This is a genomic window from Desulfobacterales bacterium (assembly GCA_034003325.1).
In the GTDB taxonomy this organism is placed as follows: domain Bacteria; phylum Desulfobacterota; class Desulfobacteria; order Desulfobacterales; family JAFDDL01; genus JAVEYW01.
In genome coordinates this window covers 253441-278809 of record JAVEYW010000001.1, presented here as the reverse complement: position 1 = coordinate 278809, position 25369 = coordinate 253441, and the positions used below count along the sequence as shown (strand labels likewise).

The following is a 25369-nucleotide window of genomic DNA, read 5'->3' as shown; positions in this document are numbered from 1 at the left end:
ATGAAACGATCTGACCCGTCAATTCGACGAACAAGCGAAAAAAGTAACGACCGGAAAATTCAAATGGACCCTCTTTACCAGGACAAATTAGACCGACTGGTTCAGGAAAAAGCCGTTCTGGTGGACCGCTTTTTAAGCGGAAAAGCCATGAATTTTCTGGCTGCGCATGCGCGCCTTTTGGATGATTATTTTCAGGAGGCCTTTTTGTCCAGCCGTGTGGGGCCGCAATTGCTTAAAGAGAAACATCCCTATGCCATCATGGCGTTAGGCGGTTATGGCCGCAGGGAGCAGTGCATTCACTCGGATGTAGATCTGTTGGTTCTGTTCGACAAAAAAGTGCCGCCCCGGGCCGAGGAATTGGTGCGGGAAATCGTTTATCCCTTATGGGATATCGGGATGGATGTGGGGCATGCCACGCGCTCCATCCATGAATGCGTGCAGTTGGCCGGCGAGGATTTTGAGATTTTAACCCCCCTGCTGGATGCACGGTTTATTTGCGGCATGTCGCCGTTGCACAGTCGGCTAATGGAGCGGCTCGGGCAAAAGCTGATCGCCAAACACAGCAACAAAATTGTAACATGGCTGGTCAAACGAAACGAGCTGCGCCATGACCGGTTCGGCGATTCGACTTATCTTCTGGAGCCGAACCTAAAGGAAGGCCAGGGCGGGCTTCGGGATTATCATACCATGAGCTGGATTGCCCGAATCAAATACAACCTTAAACAGACAAGGGACTTGGAATACTTGGGGCTGCTCTCTCACGGGGAATTTCAACGACTGACCCAGGCGCTGTCATTTATCTGGCTGGTGCGCAATCGGCTTCATCACCTGACATCCCGAAAATCCGACCAGCTGCGATTCGAGTATCAGATTGAGATGGCCAACGCCATGGCCATGAGTGAGAAAAAGGGCCTAGCGCCGGTGGAACGATTCTTGGGCGAGCTGCACAGCCAGATGGGGTTTATCAAGCAGCAATACCTGATGTTCCTTAGTGAGCACGGCCGCGTCAGAAAATCAAAGATACTGTCACTGGCAGCAAAGCCGTTTACCGTGCAGGGCTTGGGGATTCACAACGATCTGTTAAGCTTTCAATCCCCCGAAGCTATCGTGGAATCGCCGATTTTGCTCATCAAAATTTTCGAGGAAAGCGCCCGGCTGAAGATGCCGCTGAGCTCGGAAGGGCGGCGCTTGGTGCGGGAATTCCTGGGGCTTATGACCTATGATTTTATTACATCGCCGGTTGCGGTCAAATCGTTTGAAAAGGTCCTGACCTTGGCGCCGCGCTCCTTCAATGTCCTCAATGACATGCTCATCACCGGGTTTCTGGAAAAATGGATTCCCGAAATGCGCCATATCGTCAACCGGATTCAATACGATGACTACCACCTGTATCCGGTGGATCTGCATTCGATTCAAACGGTTCATACGATCAAAAACTTCGGCTCCGTGCTGGATGAGACCGGGGATTCCTTGTGTGCGAGCTTTTACAAGGAGATCAAAAACCGAAAACTGGTTTTATGGGCGGCGTTGCTGCACGATATTGGCAAGGGGAAACCCGGCGAAGATCACTCGCACAAAGGGGCGGAGATCGTGCGACGGGTGCTGACCAAAAAGGGCTTTCCCCCCAAGCAGATCGATACCATCGCCTTTCTGGTACGGGAGCATTTGCTGCTGAGCAAAACCGCTGCTCGCCGGGATCTGAACGATGAAGAGACGGCGCTTCTTTGCGCACGAAAAATCAATGATCCGGAATTGCTGAAAATGCTCTATCTGCTGACCGTGGCCGATTCCGTGTCCACGGGCCCAAAGGCGTGGAATCAATGGACGCTGACCCTGATTCGGGATCTGACGCTAAAGGTATTGCGGGTTCTGGAAACCGGTGAGCTGGCAAGCCGAAAGGCTGTTCAACAGGTCGAAAATAAACAAAAAGAGCTGCTTCAAACCGCGGACACGGCGGAAGCCCGCGCACTCTTTGAAACCCTGCTGCCGGCCATGTCTCCGCGATATTTGCTCTATACGGATGTATCTGAAATCGCTACTCATATCGAATTATACCGGCAGTTAAAGGGTGCCCCCTTTGTTTGGCGTGTTACCGCGGCCGCATCCAAAGAGGTCCGTACCGTCACGGTTTGCGCCAAAGACCGGCCCGGCCTTTTTTCCAATATGGCCGGGGTGTTTACCTTGTGCGGGTTTGATATCTTGAACGCCAGAGTTTACACATGGCGAAACAAGATCGCACTGGATATTTTTGAAGTCAGGGCACCGAATGATACGGAGTTCGAGCCTGAACGATGGGAACGCGCTGCAACACGGCTGCAAGCCGCGCTTAACGGGGAACTGAATCTCGGGGTGGCACTTCAGGAACGCATGCAAACCTATCAAACGGCAACCCGGCAATCGCTCAAGCGACCCCATAAAGTTAAAATTGATAACCACAGCTCCAGTTTTTTTACGATCATTGAGGTATTCACTTACGATTTCCCGGGTCTGCTTTACCTGATCACCCATACCTTATTTCAATGCCGGCTGGATGTATGGGTGGCTAAAATTGCTACCAAAGTGGACCAGGTGGTGGATGTGTTTTATGTGCGTGATTTTAACGGGCAGAAGGTTCACCTGCCGGATCAGGTGGCGCTCATTGAACAAACGATACTCAGTGTGCTTCAACATGCTGTGGAAAGCGAAAACCAATGGCCATCCGAAATGGCAGCGTGTGGGGATAATGTCACTTACGAGACGGGAGGGAACCAATGAAAAAAATAGAGGCCATCATTAAACCGTTCAAACTGGACGATGTGAAGGAGGCGTTAAACGAAATCGGCATTCAGGGCATGACCATTACCGAAGTAAAAGGGTATGGCCGCCAAAAGGGACACAAGGAAATTTACCGGGGTGCGGAATATGTGGTCGATTTTATACCGAAATTAAAAATTGAGCTCGTGGTGAATGTCAAACAAGTGGATCAAGTGACCGAAACCATCCGGCAGGCGGCCAATACCGGCAAGATCGGAGATGGGAAAATATTTGTATTGCCGGTTGAAGCGGCCATTCGGGTACGCACCGGAGAAAAAGGGCCGGATGCCATATAACTCCGTCCGGGAAATCAATTGGAAGAGCATTTATTTGAATTATTTTTTTTAACACGGAGGCGTTTGATTATGACACCAAAAGAAGTACTTGCGTTTGCAAAGGAAAAGGAAGTTCGCGTCGTTGATATTCGGTTCATGGACTTTCCCGGCATCTGGCAGCATTTCACGGTCCCCATCGGCGAGCTGGATGAATCGAGTTTTGATGACGGATTCGGCTTTGACGGTTCGAGTATTCGAGGGTGGCAGCCGATCAATGCCAGCGACATGCTGGTGATCCCCGATCCGACTACCGCCAAGATCGACCCCTTTTTTGACGTCCCCACCCTGGTTCTGATTGGGAACATTTTCGATCCCATGACGCGGGAACCCTACTCCCGGGATCCGCGCTATATCGCAAAGAAAGCCGAAGCCTATCTGAAAAGCACCGGTCTTGGCGATACGGCCTTTATCGGCCCGGAAGCGGAATTTTTCATCTTTGATGAGGTCCGGTTTGATTCTACAACCAACTCCGCATTTTATGAACTTGATTCCGTTGAAGGCATCTGGAACTCCGGCAAGGATGAATGCCCCAACCTGGGCTACAAACCGCGCCACAAGGAAGCGTATTTTCCGGTACCGCCCATGGATAAATTTCAGGATCTTCGCACGGAAATGCTCCTGACCCTGGAAGACCTCGGAATTGATGTGGAGTGCCAGCACCATGAAGTGGCCACCGGCGGGCAGGCGGAAATCGATATGCGCTTCAAGCCGCTGCTTCAGATGGGCGATCAGATGGTCTGGTTTAAATATGTGTTAAAAAATGTGGCCACCCGGGACAACCGGACCGTGACCTTTATGCCCAAACCGCTGTTCGGAGACAACGGCAGCGGCATGCACACGCACATCAGCATCTGGAAAGACGGCAAGCCGACCTTTGCCGGTGATAAATACGCGGGCGTCTCCCAGGAAGCGCTCTGGGCTATCGGCGGTATTTTAAAGCATTGCAAAGCGTTGTGCGCTATTACCAACCCGACCACCAATTCTTATAAACGCCTGGTTCCCGGATTTGAAGCACCGGTCAATCTGGCCTATTCAAGCCGAAACCGGAGTGCCGCCATTCGTATTCCCATGTATTCCGCGTCCCCCAAGGCAAAACGGATCGAGTTCCGGACCCCGGACCCCTCCTGCAACGGATACCTTGCTTTTTCCGCTATATTGATGGCGGTTATCGACGGCATTCAGAACAAAATCGATCCGGGTGATCCGCTGGATAAAAATATTTACGATCTGCCGCCGGAGGAGTTGGCCGAAATTCCTTCCGCGCCGGGTGCTCTGGACGAAGCCTTGCAGGCGCTCAAGGAGGATCATGCCTTCCTGTTAAAAGGGGATGTATTTACCCCGGATGTCATCGAACGGTGGATTGAATATAAAATAGAAAACGAAGTTAATCCCGTTCGGTTGCGGCCGCATCCGCATGAGTTTTTCCTCTATTATGATATTTAATGCCGGCATTTTTGTAGCAGCGGGGTAAATTGAAGCGCCCGGGCGGTAAGCATACGCACGGGCGCTTTGTGTTTTCAACCGTAAAGGAAGAACCAGCTTCAAAGGCCCCTGGATTGCATATTTACAAACTGATAAGCATGCGGTATCAGCATCGGTATGGCGTTTTGGATTCAACTGAATCGATGACGAAAAGTTTCTTTTTACCCTTATAAGGCAACACGCTAATGAAGCAGATAATTCACCTATTGCTGATCGGACTGGCGCTCCTTTTGTGCGTAACGGCGAATGGGCTCGCCCAAACCGCGCCGGCGCCGTTAGACCCGGGTACCGCCCCGAGCTTGGATGACATCATGGATCGGGTGGAAAACCGGTATTCGGGCCCGGGGTTTTCGGTTCATTTTTTTCAAATATCCACATTGAAAGCGATGAATGTATCCGATTATGCCGGCGGCAAAATGCTTGTCAAGCGTCCCGGCAAAATGCGCTGGGACTACGAAACCCCGACGCCTCAGCTGATCATTGCGGACAACAAAGATCTCTGGATCTACCGTCCCGAGGACAATCAAGTGTCGCACGGGGCAGCGCCGCAGTTTTTTAGCGGCGGCAACGGTGCCGGGTTTCTTGCCGACATGGCAAGCATACGCAAAGATTTTAATGTGTCACTGGAAAGTTCGGATCAAAGCGATAGCTTTCGAATCAAACTGATTCCCAAAACCAGCTCTTATGAAGTGACGGCAATTTATTTAACGGTGTCGGCGGTGACCTTCGAAATTAATGTTTTGAGCACGCTGAATGCCTACGGCGATGAAACGCGGTTTGAACTGAGCGGCTACCGGTTTGACCCGGTTTTGGATTCAGAATTATTTCAGTTTAAGATTCCTGAAGGGGCCGAGGTGTTAACCCTGGACAATAATTAAGGGCAATATCCATGGAAGCGATAAAACGACTAAAGCGGGAAAAAAACGCCATTATTCTGGCGCATAATTATCAACCCCCTGACATTCAGGACCTGGCGGATCTATGCGGCGATTCCCTGGAATTGAGTATTCGGGCATCCCGGACCGACGCCGAGGTGATCGTATTTTGCGGTGTCCACTTCATGGCGGAAACCGCATCCATCCTCTCGCCGGGGAAAACGGTGCTTCTGCCGAATTTGACCGCGGGATGCCCTATGGCGGATATGGTGACGCCCGAAGCGCTGAAAAAGAAACTGAAAGAATTGCCCGGCGTGCCGGTGGTCACCTATGTGAATTCGTCCGCCGCGGTCAAAGCCCTCAGCACGGTTTGCTGCACCTCCGCCAATGTGGTTGCGGTGGTCGAGAGTATCGATGCCGACGAGGTGCTCATGGTTCCGGATCGAAATCTGGCCCGATATGCCGCCGCCCGAACCAGAAAAAAGGTTCATTTCTGGGACGGATATTGCCCCATTCACGATCGGCTGACCCCGGAACAGGTGGCGGTGGCCAGAAAAGCGCATCCGAACGCCGTTTTTATGGCCCATCCCGAATGCCGCCCCGAAGTGCTGGCCTTGGCCGACGAAATCCTCAGCACCTCGGGAATGATTCAATTTTCCGTTCAATCAAAGGCCGCGCAGTTTATTGTCGGCACCGAGGCGGGGTTGTTATATCCGCTTCAAAAGGCCTGCCCGAAGAAAGCCTTTTTTCATGTCGATTCACAAATGGTGTGCGCCGATATGAAAAAAATAACGCCCGAGGATGTGATACGAAGCCTTACTGATTTTTCCGGAAAAGTACGTGTGCCCGAGGAAATTCGGGTGCCAGCCTTAACGGCTGTGACGCGAATGATTGCGCAACCGGGTGCGGCCTTCGCTTGCGAATAAAATTTTTGCCCGGCCGGTTCCAGCCCGGTGCCTGAGAATAAAATCGCCGTCTTCCTAACCGGGAGACGGCTTTTTGGGTTTAGCCGTAGTGCCTGAATTCACACTTTTCGATAACGTATTAACGCGCACCAGCTTCGTGCTCTTCGTGCCCTTCGTGGTAACGAAATACCGGTTCACCCACGAAGAACACGAAGGACACGACGTTGAAGTGATGAAAAAGATTCGTCATCGTATTCATGAGCCCATGCTCTTAGCCCATCAATTCTTCCGGAATATCGGCATTGGTATACATTTTTTGAACATCTTCACAGTCTTCGAGCATTTCCATGAGCCGCAGCATCTGCTCCGCCTCTTTTCCCGAAAGGTTTGAGTAGGTTTTGGGGATCATGGTGACTTCGGCCAGCTTGTAGGTGATGGCGGCTGAATCCAAAGCTTCTTTTACCATCTCGAAGGCCTGGGGCTCCGTGATGACCTCAAAGGTGTCCTCTTCCTCGCGAATATCCTCAGCGCCGGCTTCAAGAGCGGTTTCCATCAGCACGGTTTCATCTATCCCTTTTCGGGGAACTTCGATGATGCCTTTTTTATCAAACATGTAAGAGACACAACCACTTTCTCCGAGGTTCCCGCCGCATTTGGCGAAGATGTGACGAATATCGGCTACCGTTCGGTTTTTGTTATCGGTCAGCGATTCAACCATAACGGCCGCGCCGCCCGGCCCATATCCCTCATAAATCATTTCTTCGTAATTGACGCCTTCGAGTTCACCGGTGCCCTTTTTGATGGCCCGGTCCCAATTGTCCTTAGGCATGTTCTCGGCTTTTGCCGCCAAAATAGCGGTTCTGAGCCTGGGATTGGCATTGATGTCTCCGCCTCCCATTCTCGCCGCCATGGTGATTTCCTTGATCAACCGGGTAAAAATCCGGCCTCGCCTGGCGTCCGCGGCCCCTTTTTTGTGTTTGATATTTGCCCACTTACTGTGCCCACTCATAGGCTCCTCCTATTTTTTGCCAATACCGATGATATATATTTCTTTGCTGGCCTTTCGGCTACTCTGAGGTTTAAAAATTTTCTGATGCCGAAATTCGGCCCGAACCGCGTCGGTAAAGATTTTAAAGTCTTCCCCCTGAAAGATTTTGCACACGAACGCACCGCCCGGCGTCAGGTGTTGACGGGCGATGTCAAGGGCGGCTAAGCACAATTCATAGGATCGGGCCGCATCCACATCCTTTGCGCCGGTGGTTGCCGGTGCCATGTCGCTTAACACCACATGAAATCCACCTTCCATTTCGCGGAGAACAGGGGGGGCACGGTCCAGTATATTCCCCACAACCGCCCGCACATGCCTTGGTAATTTCACGGTCACCGGCTTGAGGTCTATTCCCATCACCGTGCCTCCCGGCCCGGTCACCTCGCCTGCATAGAGTAACCAGGCGCCGGGCGCGCATCCGAGGTCGAGCACCTTTTGCCCTTTATGCATCAGGTTGAATTTTTTCTGTATCTCCTGAAGCTTGTACACGGACCGGGCGGGATAATGCTCTTTTTGTGCCTGCCGCGTATAATGATCCTGCCATGTCTGAGATGTTGCGGATCTATTTTTCATAAAATTATTGTTTTTTCAAGATATATAGTGCCCACTCCGGGGATATGCCGAATCTTAAAACAGGGCTTCCACGGCCTCGGACACATGGCTGATGCCGATCAGTTCGATTCCGTCGATACTGCTGCTCATTCGAATTAGGTTGCCCCGCGGAATCAGACACCGGGTAAACCCCATTTTTTTGATTTCCGCCACCCGGGTTTCGATATGGCTGATGGCGCGAATCTCGCCAGTCAGTCCGACTTCTCCCATAACCACGGTTGCTTCCTGAACGGGCCGATCGAAAAAGCTTGAGGCAACAGCCGCCACAACGCCCATATCCACGGCCGGCTCCACGATTTTCACTCCGCCGGCCACATTCATAAAGATGTCGTGGCTCATCAGGTGCATTCCCAGCTTTTTTTCCATCACGGCCACCAGCAGGGCCACGCGGTTGGCGTCCAATCCGAGAATGGTCCGTCTGGGCGTTCCGAAATTGGTGCTGCTGGCTAGTGCCTGAAGTTCAAGCAGAATCGGCCTTGTCCCTTCCACACTGGTGGTTACGATGGAGCCTGGCGTCCTTTCAGGCCGCTCGGATATGAAGACGGCGGAAGGATTGGGCACCTCGGCCAATCCTTTTTCTTTCATTTCAAAGACGCCGATTTCATTGGTGGAGCCGAACCGGTTTTTTACGGCCCGCAAAATCCGGAACACGTGGTTTCTATCCCCCTCAAAATACAGTACCGTATCTACCATATGCTCAAGCAGACGGGGGCCTGCGATCGCGCCGTCCTTGGTGACATGCCCCACCAGAAACACGGAGGTATTGGTGCTCTTGGCCATGAGCATCAAGCGCATGGCCGAATCGCGCACCTGACTCACGCTGCCGGGCGTGGAGGCGATATGGGGGCTGAATAAGGTCTGAATGGAATCCACCACAAGCACATCGGGTGTGTGAGCGGAAACCATGGCCAGAATCGCTTCCACATCGGTTTCAGATACGACCCACATTTTCTCCGTGACCGTTCCCAGCCTTCGGCTTCGAATCATCAACTGCCGAACCGATTCCTCACCAGACACATACAGGACTTTGCGGTCCAGCCGGGCCATACCGTAAAGCGCCTGAAGCATCAAGGTTGATTTTCCGATACCCGGATCACCGCCGATCAACACGAGGGAGCCCAGTACGAGTCCGCCGCCCAGCACCCGGTCGAACTCCGCGATGCCGGTGCTCATGCGTTCCTCATAGGCGGGCGTGTCCGAGTCGATGGATATCGGTGTGTTGGCGGTCGTAGTGGCTCTTCTGGGGTCCGGCGGCCGGGATACCTCTTCCACAAAGCTTTCCCATTGATCGCAGTCCGGGCATTTCCCCATCCACTTGGGGGTCTGATACCCGCAGGATTGGCAGGTAAATACCGTTTTGGCCGTTTTCTTGTTCACCGGTTTCCTATGCCTGAAAAATTCGCTTGCCGATTGACAAAAAGACTCATAGCATGCCATTTTTGCTCAATCAAGGAAAGCGAATCGATATGCGGATCAATTACCATATTCATACCCCTCTGTGTAATCATGCCACCGGCACCATGCCGGAATACATTCGGCAGGCCATCGCGCTCGGGTTCACCGAGATCTGCTTTCTGGATCACCTCACGCTAAATGCCGCGGACAGAGGCCTGACCATGAGCATTGAGGAAGTCCCTTTGTATTATCATAGCGCCCGGCGGCTGGCGAATCAGTTTAGAGACGACATTCTGGTTAAAGTCGGACTCGAAATCGATTATCATCCTGATGTTGTCGGTTCTATTGATGATATTGTGAATACCTTTGACTTTGATGCCATCGGTAGTTCCATTCATTATGTGGGGGATTTTGACATCGTGACCCGGCGCAGCGGCTGGCGAAATGGAGAAGGGAATACGGATACCATTTATGCGCAATACCTGGCGCTCATGGACCGCATGCTGAATGAAGACTATTTTGATCTGATTTGCCACTTTGATTTGCCGAAAAAATACGGTCGGCTACCCAGCCGATCGTTCAAAGGTGAGATCGATGCGTTATTGGCTAAAATCAAGACCAAGGGGATTGCAATCGAAATCAATACCAGCGGTTTTGACAGCCCAATACGGGAAATGTATCCCTCCCTGGAAATACTCCGATCCTGCCAAGCGCTTGGAATTCCGGTCACCCTCGGATCCGATGCGCACCGGCCGGATCAATTGGATCGATGCTACGGCCGGGCGTATGAAGCACTAAACCGCATCGGCCTTACGCAGTTGACCACCTTTACCAAGCGGCGGCCGGGCCGAATTGCCATAAATGATACGGTCCAACCCGAAATCGGTGCCTATGACCCGGAAAAATCAGCACCCCAATTTCCCATAGTGCCGGTATCAGGAGATAGATGATATCTTTTTTTAACTGTTGCGCTCTGGTACGATAACCGCGGCAACTATCATGTGAACACCGTCCTGAATGTGGCGGAATGGTTGAAAGGTCGATAATGGATTTGAACACCTTGTTGGTCGTGGGTTGTCTTTGCATTCCCTTTGTTCTGGCAACCTTCTGGGCGGTTCTGGATGCCGCGCAAAAGGAATTCGGCTGTTTTGGCCATAAAGCGGCCTGGATGCTTGTTGGCGCAGTTCCCTTTATCGGGTTTGTCATTTATCTGATATTCGGATTTAAAAAAGGAAAACCACCCGGTAGCGCGCCGTCGCCTGAAAAATAAGCCTAAAAAAATAAGGATTGACAAAAGAGCCCCACTTTTATATTCACCACTCATCAAAACAGGTCCCATCGTCTAGCGGTTAGGACGCTGGCCTCTCACGCCGGTAACCCGGGTTCGAATCCCGGTGGGATCACCAATAATGATATTAAAGGGTTATGCTTAATGCATGGCCTTTTTTGGTTTTGTCATCCTTTTGTTTTCCAACCCTATTTCCAACCTACAGAGTAACTTTCACCAATAGCGACTTAAATGAAGCCCCGGCTTCTATTGGCGGATACCATAGTTATACGGCTTCATGAGCATAGCCGGCCACCGTTTTGATCTTAGCGCAACTAACAGCGAGAATATAATTGTGTCGTTAAACGTCGATGGGGGGAATAAACCGTAAGAATCGACGGGGTTGGCGCTCACAAATTTTGCGGAAACTTTCCCCGATATAGCTCGTTGAAACAATTTTTCCATGAATGCCTAGCGATTCCATCGATAGCGATATTTAAAATATGTTCAGGATACATTAACCCACTTTAATCTATATAACTAGCAGTAAATACACCAAAAATTACATTGACCACCAAAAAATAATAGTATAATATTGAATCATAATAATTCCTTATAATAATCAACAATATAGTACAGAAGGAGGGGGAATGGAACACCAAAACAGATATTTAACCGAAAATCAGGTGGCTGAAATCACGGGCCGTGCCGTTCAAACATTGCGTAACGATCGTTTTTTAGGAAAGGGTTTTCCTTATAGTAAAATAGGGCGATCTGTAAGGTATTCACTTAATGATATCCATGATTTTATGAAATCACGGGCGGTCAAAACTTCGGGAATATGAATAACATTTCCGGCAGTTTTTCACGGGAAATTTTTATCCACTTTTAAAAAAACCATAATTAAAGGGGCGTTACATGAATAAAGAAAAGCTTTTCAAAATTGGTTTAGTATCTCAAAGCAACGAAACAAAATTTCAATATGTAATCGTTAATAACGATGCAGTTGCTTGGAATCATGCAAAAGGGCTTTATGAAAATTTTAGCTTTCGAAATGTTTCGGTGGAGAAACTGCAATATGACGATTTAAGAAGGGTCCCGTCACCTACAAAATCGAATTAATTATTGATTAATGGAAATTTATGAAAACCTTCCCTCTTAAAGATGATAACTCACTGGGTACAAAGCTTTGCCCTTGCCCTAGTTTCGACACAGGGAAGCTTCCGAAAAAGATTCAACGCTATGTTGATTCAATCGTTGCCACAACCGATGCTGAGCCGATCATGATTGTGGTGAGTGTGCTGTGCATGGTGTCCGCTTTTGTAAAACATTCGTGTTTTATACCTGAGGCAAAGGAGGAGGGAGAAGGATATTTTCAAACTCTATACCCAAACCTCTGGACGCTATGCGTAAGTCGATCCGGCTCTTTCAAAACCACTGCATTGAACAAGGGCTTTAACCTAGCTTATGAGCATGATTCGGGGAATGTGTCAGATCTTTATGAGAGGGCAAACAAAAAGGATGTGATCCTTCCAAACCGGACAACTTCAGAGGGATTACTTGAGGATTTAGTTAATGGTCATGCCGGGGCGATCATATGTTCAGAATTCGGAGCGTGGCTTCAAACGCTGGAACGTTCATACAATCAGGGATTGAAACAGTTGTTCACGCATCTTTATGATGTTCCGTCGGTTTACAGCAGTCGGACAAAGTCCGGTGGACGCCTTACTATTAGGGAACCCTTCATCACCATTTGCGGCGTTTCAACCGTTGAATGGGTAAAAAATAATATTGGCGTGGATGACATTTCATCCGGCTTTTTTGCACGGTTTTTGATTTTTTTCCCGCCTCATAATGACAGGGTCCCCCCTGCCTTGCCCAAGGCCGGGCCTGTCATCGAAAGGGAAGCAGAAAAGGGCGTTAAAGCCGTTATCGAGTCCCTTCAGGCCTTGCCAGGGTCGAGAGCTTACCGCCTGAATGCCAAAGCAAAGGAAGCTTTTGAGCAGTTACATAAAGAGTTATACGAGAAAGTTACAGATCGCCTGGAAAATTCGCAGCGAATACTCGAACCTTATTTAAAACGGTGGTCGCCTTATGTGCTCAAAATTGCCATGCTGCTTCAACTGTTCGTGGACGAGTGTGCTGATGAGATCGGCATGGATGCATTAAATGGTGCCATTGCGATAATGGAGCAAGCCGTTGATTCGACAATATGGCTGTTTGAAAATGATTTAGGCGAGTCACCGCATCAAAAAAAGGTGCGCAAGGTTAGAGATTATATTTTTAAACGGGGCGGCAGTGTATCCCGCAGACAACTTATTCAATCAAGGGTCTTGGAAGGTGGCTCGAAGGATTATGATTATGTTTTACAAACCCTTGAAGAATCAGGTAATATTGTTCTGATCAATACGGATCACAAAAATGGGACCATGATCACGTTGGTCGATGAAAAAGAAAATGTTGTTGAAAATGTTGAGTAAATGTTGAGCGTGAAACTAAACATCTAACAATCTAATTATATTAATAATATTTTATATATAATATATTTGTTGAGTAATTTGAGTGTGGCTGTATCGAGAGGCAGAATGGGAAAAGGTGGAAAAATGGAAAATAGCACTCAAACTACTCAAACACTCAATAAATTACAGTTAATAATATTATATCAATATGTTATATGCTGAGTGCGCTACTCAACAAAAATTCAATACGCAACAAACATCTTTTGGGTTGCTCCGGATACTCAACAACGGATTTAACCGAACGAAATTAAAAAAGCGTGCAAACAAAAGCATTCCCAAGGCCATCATTTCCAACCAAATCGATGAATTATGCACAAAAAAGGAACCATAAATGACCGACAGACAACTTATGCAACTTTCACCGCGCCATCAGCAACTAGCGCGCCTTCTCGTCGGCGGGCATTCGCAATCTGAAATTGCAAAATTGTTAACCTTACATAAATCAACTGTTTCAAGGATAGTTCGTGATCCGAAAGTTTTGAATGAGGTAAAACGGCTTCAGGAGTTTGCGAACGTCAATGCCGTTGTTTGTGTTCCCGGCATTCCAGAGAAAATCGCTGAAGGGGCGCAAAAGGGTACTGAAGTGCTGCTGGAAATTTTGGCTGATGAACGGACAACGCCAGAAATGCTAAAGCTGAAGGCAAATGTTGCGCTGGAACTTTTAAGCCGCGCCGGTTACGGGCCTACGAAACAGATGAAAATCGAATCGGCAGCAATATCGGCATATTTTACAACTGATGAAATAGAGGCGTTTAAAGAAAGGGGCCTTAAAGCTATGGCAGAATGCGGCTTAGTGGTTGATGGCGTCAGATTAAATCGAGACTGATCCAATTTAATTTGATCTCCTACTTCTTTCCCGCTCTTTAAAGTTCATTCCCCTTTAGCGATGATTTTGACCAATTTGGTTCCTTAAATTTGTTTCTAAATTCAAAAAGGGAGTCCCTTTGGTTCTATGTAGCCGACTGAAATAATATTTAAAATTGCCCCGATATTTAAAATTGCCCAGAACCAGATCGGGCACAATGTCCATCCCCATTTCCACTCAACTTTTTTTAATAGTTTCAATGCAACGAAAATTATAGTGAGGAAAACACATGCTGGCCCAGCTTTAGGTAGAAGCTGATTTTTAAAACAGAATTCACCGTATAAAATCAACAAACAAATCCATATAGGAGAAAAAACCCATCTCATATGCATTAAAGGGCGCTTTGACTGTTTCCAAAACCAGAGAATAATTGTCAGGATGAAACTTGAGGGGAAAATTAAAAAGGTTAATTTTGACATTACCACCGATTCATTATTTGCATTATTCTTGTCAAAGAATTTATGCCATGCCTCTTGGCGCATTTCCTGCATTATTTGGTCCCAGCAATCGTGATGCCGTTGCCGCAACTCTTGTGTAAGCTTACGGCCTTCAGGTGTCTTCTCACCAAATCGCAGCCTAATCTTTTCTATCGCTGCCCACTGGTCGGCCCGACTTCCGCATTTGGAATCAATCAAATCATCTAATCCCGGTGCGTATCTATTAAGCTCTTTCAATTCTTCATGGTTAAGCCACCGAATCGAATCCTTTTGTGTTGAGAACATAATTTCAGAAAAACGTGACGGAACGCCCATTTCCTTTAGGTAGTCTTCCACCATGCTGGCGACTGTCTTTGATTTACCAATCACTTCATTACCGCCCATTCGAGCATAGTCCTCCTTGCTGAAATAGGGACGGTGGATTCCAATTTCATCCCCGGATCGATATATGCCACCCGCATAGATGAAAAAGCATGAACTCGCGCACACGAGTTGATGTTCTTCTGTTATGCCCTCGAAGCCTAATTCTTTAAAAAAACCTCCTCCATGCATAACGCTTTTTGCAGCGATTTCCATGATGAAATCGGGTGCTTCCGATGACCACTTTAGTTGTCTGACCAATCGGCCAATGCGCATGGCTTCTATGAGATCACCACCAGGCGAAGCTAAAAATATGGAATCTATGCCTGGCCCGGCCTTTTTTGCAGTACTCAAGACCTTGTCGTAATCGCCCTTTTCAATTTCTCCCGACAGTATAATGAGAGAACGATTATGGACCCTAACCTCGGCAGCATTCACCCCGAAGGCAGGTAAAAGCAAAAAAAGTAATGCAGCGAGACAATGAATAATGGGGATGCACATGTGCATTGCCCTCCTTTACACTGATAAAGCATGCTTACCTTGGGCTTGCATTCCGTTTTTTTACTTGTTCTGCAATTATATCTTCAACGAGACTTCCCGCCAGATCAGAGGCTCGTTTTAATGCGTCATCTCTCAGGTGCGCATATCGTTGGGTCATTTGTGGGCTTTTATGAGTTAATAACTTCTGAAGGGTGTACATGTCAACCTTTCCGGAACTAGCAAGCATGGAGGCGAAAACGTGGCGAAGGCCATGAAACGGTCTAAAGTCTTCAGGTAAACCCGCATTTTTCCTAATTCGCTTTGAAGCCTTGGAAGCCGTGACCCGCTTCTGACCATCTTGCCCCGGGAACACATAGGCGCTTCGTGTCCGTTTTTGGCTCTCCAAAATTGCCCGGGCAGAATCATTTAAGGGGATCTTTTGGGACTTCCCCCCTTTGGGATCATTAATCGTTATGAAGCCCCGATCAAAATCAATGTCTCTCCATTTCAAGTTAAACATTTCGCCGCGTCTTAAACCGGAAAAAAGAGCCAGTTTCATCATATTCGCCACATCCCGGTTTTCATCGGCGTCAATGGCGATTAGAAGGTTATTCAATTGATCGGGGGTAAGATCCTCTGTTCTTATATTGTCCACCGGCGGCTTTTGTATCTTAAATGGTATTCCCTGGCACAATCCTTTTTTAACGCCGAAATTGATGATCCATGTCAAAAGGTTTAGAGCGTGCTTGACGGTTTGAGGGGACTTTTTCTTCAAAAGGTTGATTCGCAACCGATCAATGTCCAAAATGATGATTTCATGAGGCTCTTTTTGGCCAAAAAGCTTTTCGAGGTAAAGAGCATATCGGTTTTGATCGATTGAAAGGCCCTTACCCGGCTTTCTTTGCCCGCTGTACTCCTTCCACAGCTTATCGATTGTCCATTTCCCTGCCTCCTGTCTTTGCCTCTCAGCCTCAACCTGCTTATTTATTTTACGGTGAAGCCTCTTGCCTTCGATAAGTTCAGATCGGATTGCAGAGGCTTTTGCAGGGGTCATATCGTCAGCGTATTGCCGCCCCACTTTCTCCTCAATAACTTTGCCGTCTTTTTTTATGACAACATAATAAACCCTTTCGATTCCCCTTCCGCCGATCCTTTCAGCTTCACGGAAATAAACGCCGGGATATTTTGTTTTAGTGCGTTTCGGCATGATTCCCTCATTAAAAATTATTTTTCCAACCCTATTTCCAACCTATAATTTGGTTATCAAGGTAAACAAATAAATATCAGAGGAAGACTGAATTGTCAATAAATTACTATATATAAATAAGTTAGTAAATAAATTTAAAATGGAGGAAAAATACAGAAATAGTATATGGAAGGCCTCTCACGCCGGTAACCCGGGTTCGAATCCCGGTGGGATCACCAAGAGAGACATCATGGGGATAATCTTAACAGGTTATCCCCATGTTTATTTTAGGAAAGGCCATGTTGCCGCTATTAAAATACCGAACGCCTTCTTTTTTCAATTTGTTTTAGATGCCTGTGATTCAGAAACATTAGTCGATATAGATTTTTTGCCCGGGATAGATTTTGCTTTTCCCATTAAACTGATTGGCATGTAATAATTTTGCCAAAGACGTATTGAGTTTTTGGGCAATGATTGAAAGATTGTCGCCTTTTTGAACGACATAGATTCGACTGGTCCGAGACTGAGTTCCCTTTTTGGGCGAATAAAGTTTCAGGCGCTGGCCGATAACCAACCGAGAGCCTTTCATGTTGTTTAATGCCTGAATTTCCTGGGTGGTTGTGCCGTAACGACGGGCAATATTCCAGAGAGAATCCCCTTGGCGGACCGTGTGTGTGGCGGTCCGGCGTTTTCCACCGGTGGACGTGCTGCTTGCGGTAGCCAATACCGCGCCCGGTTGCGGTATTTTGAGTCTCTGCCCGGGAACAATACAATCGCCCCGAAGCCCATTTGCCTTTTTTAAGCGATGAATCGTTGTTTTATAGCGGGTTGCAATCCTGGAGAGTGTTTCACCGCTTCGAACCTGATGCAATGAAAATGCCTTTGTTGGTGGGGGTTGGGGCTTTGCCAAAGGAATCGAGTCTATTTGACTCGATAAAGTATCAACCGTTCCCACCGGCAATTTAAGCTGATAGGGGGCGTCCGGTAGAATGCCGTAACGAAGTTCCGGATTAAGATCCCTTATCACATGCTCAGGTGTGGCGATAATATTGGCAACATTTTTCAGATGAACTTGGCGGCTTAACATGCACGTTTCATATTCAGGGGGGGCATCAAGCGTCAATTCATCCTCCAAGCCATATTGTTGGGGGTCGTTAAGAATATGAAGCGTTGCCAAAAAGCGAGGGACGTATCGGGCGGTTTCCATTGGCAACTGCTTGTATAAATCCCAGAAATTATCGAGATAGTTGATATTTTGATTGCGGATCACGCGAAGCACCCGCCCTTCCCCACAATTATAAGCGGCCAGCACGGTGGTCCAGTCACCGAAAATCTGATGAAGTTCTTTTAGATAGCTGATGGCGGCGGTTGTCGCTTTGTCCGGATCAAGGCGCTCATCGATAAACATATCGCGCTGCAAACCGAACTTGTACCCGGTAGAAGGGATGAATTGCCACAACCCGAGTGCCCGCGCACTTGAAAGTGCGCGCATTTTAAAGCCGCTTTCAATCAGCGGCAGCCAGGATAGCTCTTCGGGCAGACCGTTCTCTCGCAAGGCCTCGACGATGTTAGGGCGAAAGCGACCGGATCTGCGGTAGGCATCGATGAAAAACTGCCTTTCGGTGACGGTTAGCAGATGGATTTCGTTTTGAACATACTTGTTCATGACCATTGGAATGGCATTGTGTTGGCCGTTGACGACAATATGACGTGAAGCGTAAATTTCTAGCGTTCTCTTTGAAATGGTATAGCGAAGATCTTCCTTTTGCTGAATAAGGACGGGATCATTTTCAGTATCCACCTCAAGGATGAGCTCATAGGCATGATCCAGCATGTCCAGCGCGTTGTCAAGCTCACCTTTTTGCCATAATTCCTGAGATAAATCACAATATTCAAGTGCTTCATCCAGCTTTTCGGAGCCCATTTTGGAAGCAATGCATCCGGAAGTGCCTTCTTCCACGGTTTCTTCCGTGGCTTCTTCGATGTCTTGGGGAGAGGGCGGCGAAATAAGAGCCATTCGGGACGAGCGCTCTTTTTGCGCGGAGTTGGAAAAAGTGGAAAGCCTGTTACCGGCGCTGATGTTATTTGCTTCTGATGCTATGGCCGGGTTTTCCGAAGAAATATCGGCGTTGGGTTTTCGGTGCGATGATTTTGATTGAACAGTAATATCGCCGATCGATTGATGGGAAGCAGGGGGGGAGGTGGCACATCCCCACGTAAAGAACATCCATAAGGACAGGCAAGAGATCCAACATCCATATTTCATAATGCAAATTCCTTAATGAGATTTCTGTGGTGATATAGATTCCAAGCATCAAGAGCCCTTGTCACACAGTGGGAACCTGATTACAGGAGAAAGTGCCAGATTGTCAAGGCCTTGTCCTTATTTCCTGTATGGAGAGCTATCGTTTTATAAAAATGTTTTGATACAAGTGGTTATCGGCATATTTTCGGTTTTGCTTAAACGGTTAACGCTGAACCGTGTCAATAAGTTCGGATCGGTCTGAAGCCATTTTCGATTATGGCGGGCGGATCGAACTGAATCCGGGAAAAATTGATGTGAAGGCCGCGCGGATAACACAATAAAAGCCCGGCCGTATATAGGATACGGCCGGGGTTGGTGGCGATGTCTTTCGTTCGGATTAATCTTAAGAACGGGTGAATGGGATCAAGCCGCTTTTGACAGCCTGACGGCGCACACCTTGTATTCGGGAATTTTTGAAACCGGATCAAGAGCTGAATTCGTGAGCCGGTTGGCGGCCGCTTTTGCAAAATGAAACGGAATAAAAACCGTTCCGCTGGTCGCTATAGGCGAAATTTTAACCCGTGCCTGTATTGCGCCGCGACGGGAGGCCACATTGACCATCGAGCCATTTTCAAGGCCGTATTTATCGGCGTCTTGTGGTGAGATCTCCACAAAATTTTCCGGCACTCGTTCGTTCAGTCCTTCGGATTTCATAGTCATGGTGCCCGTATGGTAATGGTAAAGCACACGACCGGTGGTCAAATACAGGGGGTACTCCGCATCGACCTTTTCGGCCGGATCCCGGTAATCAATGGCATGGAACATGCCCTTGCCGCGGGTAAACTGAGTGCCATGAAGTATCGGCGTGCCGGGGTGCTCCAGGGTGGGGCATGGCCAGTGGAGTCCTTCCGCATCAATCCGGTCATAGGTAAGGCCGGCATAGGACGGGGTAACGCTTCTGATTTCATCAAAAACGGCCTCACTGTTTTCATATTTCATGTTATAACCGAGCCGGTGTGCCACTTCGCAAAGAATTTCCCAGTCTCCGCGCGCTTCACCGGGCGGGTCTACCGCCTTGCGAACTCGTTGGACCCGCCGTTCGGTATTGGAAAAGGTGCCGTCCTTTTCGGCAAAGCAGGTGGTCGGAAGCACCACATCCGCCAATTGAGCAGTTTCAGTCAGAAAAATGTCCTGCACTACAAGGAAATCAAGATGTTTTAAACTGGCTTCCGCGTGATTTAAATCCGGATCCGAAACCAGTGGATTTTCTCCCACGATGTAAAGCGCTTTAATTTTCCCCTCATGGGCCATGGGCACCATTTCAGTGGCGGTCAATCCCGGTTTTTCCGGCAATTGGTCAACATGCCATGCGCCCGCCATTTTTTTCCGTGCAGCCGGGTCCGTAACCGGCTGATACCCGGTAAAAACATTCGGTAGCCCGCCCATGTCACAGGCGCCCTGCACATTGTTCTGACCGCGAAGCGGATTAACGCCGCCGCCTTCAATCCCCAGGTTGCCGCAAAGCATGGACAGATTTGCCAGTGATTTAACGTTGTCCGTGCCGGAGGTGTGCTGGGTGATTCCCATACAGTAAACAATGCTTCCGGCCTTGCCCGCTGCGTACAGTCTGGCGGCATTGATGAGATCGGCCGCAGGGATTCCGGTGATGGCCTCGCTGTATTCGGGGGTGTATTTTTCAACCAAGGTCTTTAGTGATTCAAAGCCTTCTGTGCGGGCTTCCACGAAGGCTTTATCATAAAGATTCTCTTTTATGATGACGTGAATCATGGCGTTGATCCATGCGACATCGGCGCCGAGATTGGGCCGCAGATACTGATCGGCAAATTGGGCGATTTTAATGTGGCGCGGGTCAACCACGATCAGTTTGGTGCCGTGCTGGGTAACGGCCCGTTTGATGCCTGCGGAAATAACCGGATGATTTTCGGTGGTATTGGACCCGACAATCAGAATGACATCCGCCTTTTCGACACATCCAATGGTGTTCGTCATGGCGCCACTTCCAAACGCTGCGGCCAGACCGGCCACGGTGGAAGAATGTCAGAGACGGGCGCAATGATCGATGTTGTTTGTTTTCAGCACCGCTCGGGTCAGCTTCATGGCCATGTAGTTATCTTCATTGGTGACACGGGCGGAGGTCAGAACACCGATGCTGTCGGACCCGTGTGCGTCCCGAATTCGGTCGAGCCGCTCTGCCACCAGCCCAAGCGCCTCATCCCAGGATGCCTTTCTGAACTTGCCGTCCTCTTTGATAAGCGGGGTTGACAGGCGGTCTTCGGAGCCGATAAAGTCGAATCCAAACCGGCCTTTGACGCACAAGCTGCCGTAGTTGGGGGCCACCTCCTCAACGCCGGAAACCTTTACGACCCGGTTGCCCTTGACATGTAGATAAATCTGGCACCCAACACCACAATAGGTGCAGGTGGTCCGTATCTTTTTCTCCTCCCAAGGACGCCAGCTGTAGCGGGCGTTTTTTTCGACCAATGCACCCACCGGGCATGCCTGCACACACTCGCCGCAAAAGACGCATTCGGAATTTCGCAGGGGCTGATCGTCTGGCGTGATAATTTTTGTTTCCTCGCCGCTGTAGCCGAACTCAATGGCGTTGTTGACCTGTACTTCCCGGCAAGCCTGAACGCAACGGCCGCAGAGAATGCACCTGGAAAAATCCCTTATGATAAAAGGGTTGGCCATTTCCATGGGGTATTTTTTTCGAGTCGTTGAAAAGCTGTCGCCATGCACCTGATATCGATAGGCAAGATCCTGAAGGCGACAATCGCCCCAAACCGGGCATAAATTACCGCTGCCGTCGTCTCCCTGAACCGTCAGTTGGAACTGTGTCCAATCCTCACCGCTTGCAGCCCGAACCGCACAGTTGTGATTACCCGACGTTAAGAACTGCCGGATTGTTTCGCGTCGACTGGCCACTACTCGGGGTGATTCAGTCAAGACGGCCATGCCCTTTTCGGCCGGTGTCGAGCAAGCTGTTAGGAGGGTGTCCGCCCCTGCCACTTCCACCACGCACACCTGGCACTTTCCGGTGGGTGTCGCCCGATTCAAGTGACAAAGTGTCGGAATATCGATATGATGCCGTTGCGCTATCTCCAAAATCGTTTCCCCGGGCTCAAAATCGATCTTGTTCCCGTTGATCAGAATACTGTTTTGTGCGTCCATAGTTTAATTTGCCCTTTCATTTCATCGCTGGTCCGATATCAGCCCGGCCGAAGCAGACTATATAGTCCCCTTTCTTGCAATGCGCAAACCAGAAATACAACAAGCTGACATAAAAAGCAATCCCGGCAAATTGATAACGGTATGCATTCAGCCTCACATTTCAGCAGGAAAAAGGCGAGCTTAAATGAGACGCGCCGAAATGATTGCCGACCGGAAAAAAATGCTAACGAATTGTTCTGATAACTAAATAGGTTCCTAAAATGAAGCTTATAAGCCAAATTATGGTTTTTTTGTCAATGGCTATTTGGGGGTAAAAAACATGATTGATTTTATGCGATGCGGCATTTTCGGATCTGTTGACTTTTCCACGGGATTGTGAAATTTTACGTCGGCTGTGGGGCGCATGTAAGGGTAGAAGATACCGCTCGAACACTATCGTCCCATTTCGGAACCAGAATACTTTTTTTAAATGTGCGGTCAAATTACTGCCGCTTTCAGCCCGGAGGGGGATCATGTTTGAAGCAGTTGTTCTCATGGGAGGCTTGGGGGTCATTGTAGGCGTTGGTTTGGCGATGGCTTCAAAACTTTTTTATGTCTATGTGGATCCTATTATACTTGAGGTGGAGGCATTGCTGCCGGGCGCTAATTGCGGTGGGTGCGGATTGCCCGGATGCTCTGCCAATGCAGAGGCGATTGTGGCCGGTAGAGCGGCCCCGAATTCATGTGTGGCGGGTGGCCCGGAACTGGCACAGGCCATTGCTGAATTGTTGGGGTTGTCGGTTTCTGCTGCTGAGCCGGATATTGCCAGGCTCGGATGCTATTACGGGGTTAAGGATGCGGATGTAAAATTTTTATACGACGGCATCATAAGCTGCCAGGCGGCGGCTCTATTGGGAGGCGGCATGAAAGTCTGCCGCATCGGATGCCTCGGGCTTGGCTCATGTGTTAAGGCTTGCCCATTTGATGCGCTGTCCATGGGGCCGGATGGGCTGCCGGTGGTTGATGAGAAAAAATGTACGGGGTGTGGGACATGCGAGCGGGTGTGCCCAAAACATATTATTACGTTATCGTCGATAACGCGTCGTATTATGAAGGAATATACTACAGAAGAGTGTACCACGCCCTGTCAGCGTGCCTGTCCCGCCGGGATCAATATCAGCGAGTACATTCATCAGATAGCCATTGGGGATAATTATCGTGCTGTGCAAGTTATCAAGGAGCGCAACCCCTTCCCGTCGGTTATCGGTCGAATCTGCCCTCGCCCCTGCGAGCAGGAATGCCGAAGGCAATATGTTGATGAGCCTGTGGCCATTAATTACCTGAAGCGGTATGCTGCTGATTTCGAGCGTGCGGGGGAAAACCGCGTATTGCCATATAAGGCACCGCCCTCCGGAAAGCGGATTGATGTTATCGGCGGCGGCGTCCAAGGCCTTTCCACCGCATTTTTTGCTGCGAGGTTGGGCCATTCGGTAACCGTTTATGAAGCTACGGACAAGTTGGGTGGACTGCTGAATAGCGCCATTGCCGCCTATCGGCTTCCCCGCGAAATCCTCGATTGGGATATTCAAGGTATTCTGGATCTGGGGGTTAGCGCTCAGACAAATATGTCCCTGGGGAAAGAGATTTCCATCGATGCGTTGCTTGAAGGCGGCGCGGACGCGGTATTTCTTGCCACCGGTGGGTGGGACAGCCGGCTTGCGCGGGGTGTTGTTCATGCTGAAACGCCTCTGCCGCAGATGTATCTTGCTATTGATTGGCTCAAGGCCGGCGGCAAAGACGCGCTGGCATGCGGCAACGATGTGGTGATTGTCGGAACCAGTTGGCAGGCGGTCCGAGTAGCGGCGCTTTGCCGAGCTAACGGTGCGCAAAAGATAACGATTGTTTGCCGCAACACCTTGCCTGTGGAAGACCCGGTGGAAACGGAAGGGCTGGACATTGTCAATGGGGCTTGCGTTCACCGGATTTTAGGCGAGAGAGACCATATTGCCGAAATTGAATACATGAATCTTGACAGTGGTGAAGTTAGGCGTCTGGCTGCCGGGACATTGATTTTGGAGTCCGGCCGGTTTCCGGAACTTATTTTTGTGAAAATGAAGCTTCCTGAAGGGGATAACGTTGCTGTTAACTCAGGAGATCTTGTTCAGTGGGAAGCCAGGGTGCCCTATAAGAAGCCGGAACAAGCTGAAGAGACCGGGTTTGTTGCCGCGGGAGATCCGCAAACGGATTTCAGCGCTGCCATTCGAGCCATTGCGGCCGGTCGAAGGGGGGCGGTTTCCATTCACCAAATGATTCACGGCATTTTGCCCAATCTGCCGGAGAAGGTTATTAAATCGGAGCAAATCGTTCAAAACGTTCATCAGGTGGTGAATGTGAGTTCCGTTGCCAGGCAGATCATGCCGATCAGTCAACCCAGGGAATTGGCGATTGGTCAGGAGTTGGAAAAAGGGTTCTCTGATGCGATGGCCCGTTCTGAAGCGGCTCGATGCCTTCGGTGCGGGCTCGTGTGTTATGAACATGCCAAACCGGTTGGTGTGACCAACACCGTGGCCTGATAGAAGGGCGAGAGAGTATATTGGTTTTGCATTATATTATGATGATATTTTGATTAATAATTTAGATAATCCCCGAAAAATAGACAATTACGGATATATGTTGCTTTAAATTGCCATAATAGCTAATAACCCCCCATAATTGAGGTTGCTATTTGACAAAAGGATAGGTATTTATCCAAATTCTTAATCTTGGTGGCGCCCTGGTGCTGGCGGGTGTTCAGCCAGCGTAGCTCAGTTGGTAGAGCTACTGATTTGTAATCAGTGGGTCGGGGGTTCGAGTCCCTTCGCTGGCTCCATGACAAAGAAAGCTAAAATAGGTGGGGTTCCCGAGCGGCCAAAGGGAACAGACTGTAAATCTGTCGGCGATGCCTTCGGAGGTTCGAATCCTCCCCCCACCACCAACCGGACTGAAAGTTAGCTGTAGGAGACACCCGGGAACGCACCGGGATCGTTTTGGGACTACACAACTTCCTGCAATGAAATTGCTTACGGCATTGATTGCGTGAAGGGTCGGCGCACTTGACGTGCGTGTATCGGCCGGTATAGACTCATATAATTTGTGGTGCCGAAGATTCGGGCGGGAGTAGCTCAATTGGTAGAGCGTCAGCCTTCCAAGCTGAATGTCGCGAGTTCGAGACTCGTCTCCCGCTCCATGTTATCAGGTATCAGATATTAAGACGGTTCCATTGCCTTCTTGAACATATAAGCCCACGTAGCTCAGTTGGTAGAGCGCTTCCTTGGTAAGGAAGAGGTCCACCGGTTCGACTCCGGTCGTGGGCTCCAGATGTTCGGGGGCAGGATTGTTGCGTTAAATCGGGAGG

The 25369-nt window shown here is 49.1% G+C and carries 19 protein-coding genes and 6 tRNA genes; 18 read left to right on the top strand and 7 right to left on the bottom strand.

What is annotated here, in order from left to right; genetic code table 11:
• Positions 1-63: 63 nt before the first annotated feature.
• The 5 genes from glnD to nadA all read left to right on the top strand — a co-directional run bounded on the left by glnD (position 64) and on the right by nadA (position 6411).
• Complete coding sequence (gene glnD, locus RBT11_01280) at positions 64-2754, top strand: [protein-PII] uridylyltransferase (GenBank protein ID MDX9785381.1); 2691 nt, start codon at positions 64-66, stop codon at positions 2752-2754.
• Complete coding sequence (locus tag RBT11_01275; protein ID MDX9785380.1) at positions 2751-3089, top strand: P-II family nitrogen regulator; 339 nt, start codon at positions 2751-2753, stop codon at positions 3087-3089. The genes glnD and RBT11_01275 overlap by 4 nt, the downstream gene beginning before the upstream one ends.
• Positions 3090-3158: 69 nt before the next feature.
• Positions 3159-4571, top strand: a complete 1413-nt coding sequence (gene glnA, locus RBT11_01270) for a type I glutamate--ammonia ligase (GenBank protein MDX9785379.1) — start codon at positions 3159-3161, stop codon at positions 4569-4571.
• A gap of 224 nt (positions 4572-4795) precedes the next feature.
• Complete coding sequence (locus tag RBT11_01265) at positions 4796-5488, top strand: outer membrane lipoprotein carrier protein LolA (GenBank protein ID MDX9785378.1); 693 nt, start codon at positions 4796-4798, stop codon at positions 5486-5488.
• Positions 5489-5499: 11 nt separating this feature from the next.
• Complete coding sequence (gene nadA, locus RBT11_01260) at positions 5500-6411, top strand: quinolinate synthase NadA (GenBank protein ID MDX9785377.1); 912 nt, start codon at positions 5500-5502, stop codon at positions 6409-6411.
• A 250-nt stretch (positions 6412-6661) separates the two neighbouring features.
• Here the strand turns inward: nadA and RBT11_01255 are convergent, their stop codons facing one another.
• Genes RBT11_01255 through radA form a run of 3 tightly spaced genes read right to left on the bottom strand, consistent with a single transcriptional unit; the run spans position 6662 to position 9427 of the window.
• The gene (locus tag RBT11_01255; protein MDX9785376.1) at positions 6662-7399 is read right to left on the bottom strand and encodes a YebC/PmpR family DNA-binding transcriptional regulator; all 738 of its coding nucleotides are present in this window, start codon (positions 7397-7399) and stop codon (positions 6662-6664) included.
• 9 nt (positions 7400-7408) lie between these two features.
• Entirely contained in the window at positions 7409-8011 is a 603-nt protein-coding gene (locus RBT11_01250) for an RlmE family RNA methyltransferase (protein MDX9785375.1), read from the bottom strand.
• A 54-nt stretch (positions 8012-8065) separates the two neighbouring features.
• On the bottom strand, positions 8066-9427 hold the full coding sequence (gene radA / locus RBT11_01245; protein ID MDX9785374.1) for a DNA repair protein RadA: 1362 nt from the start codon (positions 9425-9427) through the stop codon (positions 8066-8068).
• A gap of 89 nt (positions 9428-9516) precedes the next feature.
• On the opposite strand from radA, the gene RBT11_01240 reads away from it, so the two are divergent.
• From RBT11_01240 to RBT11_01210, 7 genes are all read left to right on the top strand, one after another.
• On the top strand, positions 9517-10395 hold the full coding sequence (locus RBT11_01240) for a histidinol-phosphatase (protein MDX9785373.1): 879 nt from the start codon (positions 9517-9519) through the stop codon (positions 10393-10395).
• Between the two features lie 77 nt (positions 10396-10472).
• Complete coding sequence (locus RBT11_01235) at positions 10473-10715, top strand: PLDc N-terminal domain-containing protein (protein ID MDX9785372.1); 243 nt, start codon at positions 10473-10475, stop codon at positions 10713-10715.
• 61 nt (positions 10716-10776) lie between these two features.
• Positions 10777-10851, top strand: a tRNA-Glu gene (locus RBT11_01230).
• A gap of 511 nt (positions 10852-11362) precedes the next feature.
• Positions 11363-11557, top strand: coding sequence for a helix-turn-helix domain-containing protein (locus tag RBT11_01225; protein MDX9785371.1), 195 nt, complete (start codon positions 11363-11365; stop codon positions 11555-11557).
• 73 nt (positions 11558-11630) lie between these two features.
• On the top strand, positions 11631-11834 hold the full coding sequence (locus tag RBT11_01220) for a hypothetical protein (GenBank protein ID MDX9785370.1): 204 nt from the start codon (positions 11631-11633) through the stop codon (positions 11832-11834).
• Positions 11835-11854: 20 nt separating this feature from the next.
• Entirely contained in the window at positions 11855-13192 is a 1338-nt protein-coding gene (locus RBT11_01215) for a DUF3987 domain-containing protein (protein ID MDX9785369.1), read from the top strand.
• Between the two features lie 370 nt (positions 13193-13562).
• Positions 13563-14057, top strand: coding sequence for a hypothetical protein (locus RBT11_01210; GenBank protein ID MDX9785368.1), 495 nt, complete (start codon positions 13563-13565; stop codon positions 14055-14057).
• Positions 14058-14158: 101 nt separating this feature from the next.
• Here RBT11_01210 and RBT11_01205 read toward each other — a convergent pair whose 3' ends face one another.
• Together RBT11_01205 and RBT11_01200 are read right to left on the bottom strand one after the other, a co-directional pair.
• Positions 14159-15394 (bottom strand): hypothetical protein, encoded by a 1236-nt coding sequence (locus RBT11_01205; protein MDX9785367.1) that lies wholly within the window; start codon positions 15392-15394, stop codon positions 14159-14161.
• A 34-nt stretch (positions 15395-15428) separates the two neighbouring features.
• The gene (locus RBT11_01200; protein ID MDX9785366.1) at positions 15429-16580 is read right to left on the bottom strand and encodes a site-specific integrase; all 1152 of its coding nucleotides are present in this window, start codon (positions 16578-16580) and stop codon (positions 15429-15431) included.
• A gap of 150 nt (positions 16581-16730) precedes the next feature.
• On the opposite strand from RBT11_01200, the gene RBT11_01195 reads away from it, so the two are divergent.
• Positions 16731-16798 (top strand) — tRNA-Glu (locus tag RBT11_01195).
• Positions 16799-16929: 131 nt separating this feature from the next.
• Here the strand turns inward: RBT11_01195 and RBT11_01190 are convergent.
• Both RBT11_01190 and fdhF read right to left on the bottom strand, forming a co-directional pair.
• Complete coding sequence (locus RBT11_01190; protein MDX9785365.1) at positions 16930-18825, bottom strand: LysM peptidoglycan-binding domain-containing protein; 1896 nt, start codon at positions 18823-18825, stop codon at positions 16930-16932.
• A 402-nt stretch (positions 18826-19227) separates the two neighbouring features.
• The gene (gene fdhF, locus RBT11_01185; protein ID MDX9785364.1) at positions 19228-21996 is read right to left on the bottom strand and encodes a formate dehydrogenase subunit alpha; all 2769 of its coding nucleotides are present in this window, start codon (positions 21994-21996) and stop codon (positions 19228-19230) included.
• A 512-nt stretch (positions 21997-22508) separates the two neighbouring features.
• Between fdhF and RBT11_01180 the strand changes: the two genes are divergently transcribed.
• From RBT11_01180 to RBT11_01160, 5 genes are all read left to right on the top strand, one after another.
• Positions 22509-24548, top strand: coding sequence for an RnfABCDGE type electron transport complex subunit B (locus RBT11_01180; protein MDX9785363.1), 2040 nt, complete (start codon positions 22509-22511; stop codon positions 24546-24548).
• 220 nt (positions 24549-24768) lie between these two features.
• Positions 24769-24844 (top strand) — tRNA-Thr (locus tag RBT11_01175).
• Between the two features lie 20 nt (positions 24845-24864).
• A tRNA-Tyr gene (locus RBT11_01170) sits at positions 24865-24949 on the top strand.
• A 176-nt stretch (positions 24950-25125) separates the two neighbouring features.
• A tRNA-Gly gene (locus tag RBT11_01165) sits at positions 25126-25201 on the top strand.
• A 53-nt stretch (positions 25202-25254) separates the two neighbouring features.
• Positions 25255-25331, top strand: a tRNA-Thr gene (locus tag RBT11_01160).
• The last annotated feature ends 38 nt before the right edge of the window (positions 25332-25369 follow it).

Excerpts from the sequence above, each read along its gene's own strand:
- RBT11_01275 (MDX9785380.1), top strand. The coding sequence starts at position 2,751 with ATGAAAAAAATAGAGGCCATCATTAAACCGTTCAAACTGGACGATGTG.
- RBT11_01190 (MDX9785365.1), bottom strand. The coding sequence starts at position 18,825 with ATGAAATATGGATGTTGGATCTCTTGCCTGTCCTTATGGATGTTCTTT.
- RBT11_01255 (MDX9785376.1), bottom strand. The coding sequence starts at position 7,399 with ATGAGTGGGCACAGTAAGTGGGCAAATATCAAACACAAAAAAGGGGCC.
- RBT11_01240 (MDX9785373.1), top strand. The coding sequence starts at position 9,517 with ATGCGGATCAATTACCATATTCATACCCCTCTGTGTAATCATGCCACC.
- glnA (MDX9785379.1), top strand. The coding sequence starts at position 3,159 with ATGACACCAAAAGAAGTACTTGCGTTTGCAAAGGAAAAGGAAGTTCGC.
- RBT11_01200 (MDX9785366.1), bottom strand. The coding sequence starts at position 16,580 with ATGCCGAAACGCACTAAAACAAAATATCCCGGCGTTTATTTCCGTGAA.
- RBT11_01205 (MDX9785367.1), bottom strand. The coding sequence starts at position 15,394 with ATGTGCATCCCCATTATTCATTGTCTCGCTGCATTACTTTTTTTGCTT.
- nadA (MDX9785377.1), top strand. The coding sequence starts at position 5,500 with ATGGAAGCGATAAAACGACTAAAGCGGGAAAAAAACGCCATTATTCTG.
- RBT11_01210 (MDX9785368.1), top strand. The coding sequence starts at position 13,563 with ATGACCGACAGACAACTTATGCAACTTTCACCGCGCCATCAGCAACTA.
- glnD (MDX9785381.1), top strand. The coding sequence starts at position 64 with ATGGACCCTCTTTACCAGGACAAATTAGACCGACTGGTTCAGGAAAAA.
- RBT11_01215 (MDX9785369.1), top strand. The coding sequence starts at position 11,855 with ATGAAAACCTTCCCTCTTAAAGATGATAACTCACTGGGTACAAAGCTT.
- RBT11_01250 (MDX9785375.1), bottom strand. The coding sequence starts at position 8,011 with ATGAAAAATAGATCCGCAACATCTCAGACATGGCAGGATCATTATACG.
- RBT11_01180 (MDX9785363.1), top strand. The coding sequence starts at position 22,509 with ATGTTTGAAGCAGTTGTTCTCATGGGAGGCTTGGGGGTCATTGTAGGC.
- RBT11_01235 (MDX9785372.1), top strand. The coding sequence starts at position 10,473 with ATGGTTGAAAGGTCGATAATGGATTTGAACACCTTGTTGGTCGTGGGT.
- RBT11_01265 (MDX9785378.1), top strand. The coding sequence starts at position 4,796 with ATGAAGCAGATAATTCACCTATTGCTGATCGGACTGGCGCTCCTTTTG.
- RBT11_01220 (MDX9785370.1), top strand. The coding sequence starts at position 11,631 with ATGAATAAAGAAAAGCTTTTCAAAATTGGTTTAGTATCTCAAAGCAAC.
- RBT11_01225 (MDX9785371.1), top strand. The coding sequence starts at position 11,363 with ATGGAACACCAAAACAGATATTTAACCGAAAATCAGGTGGCTGAAATC.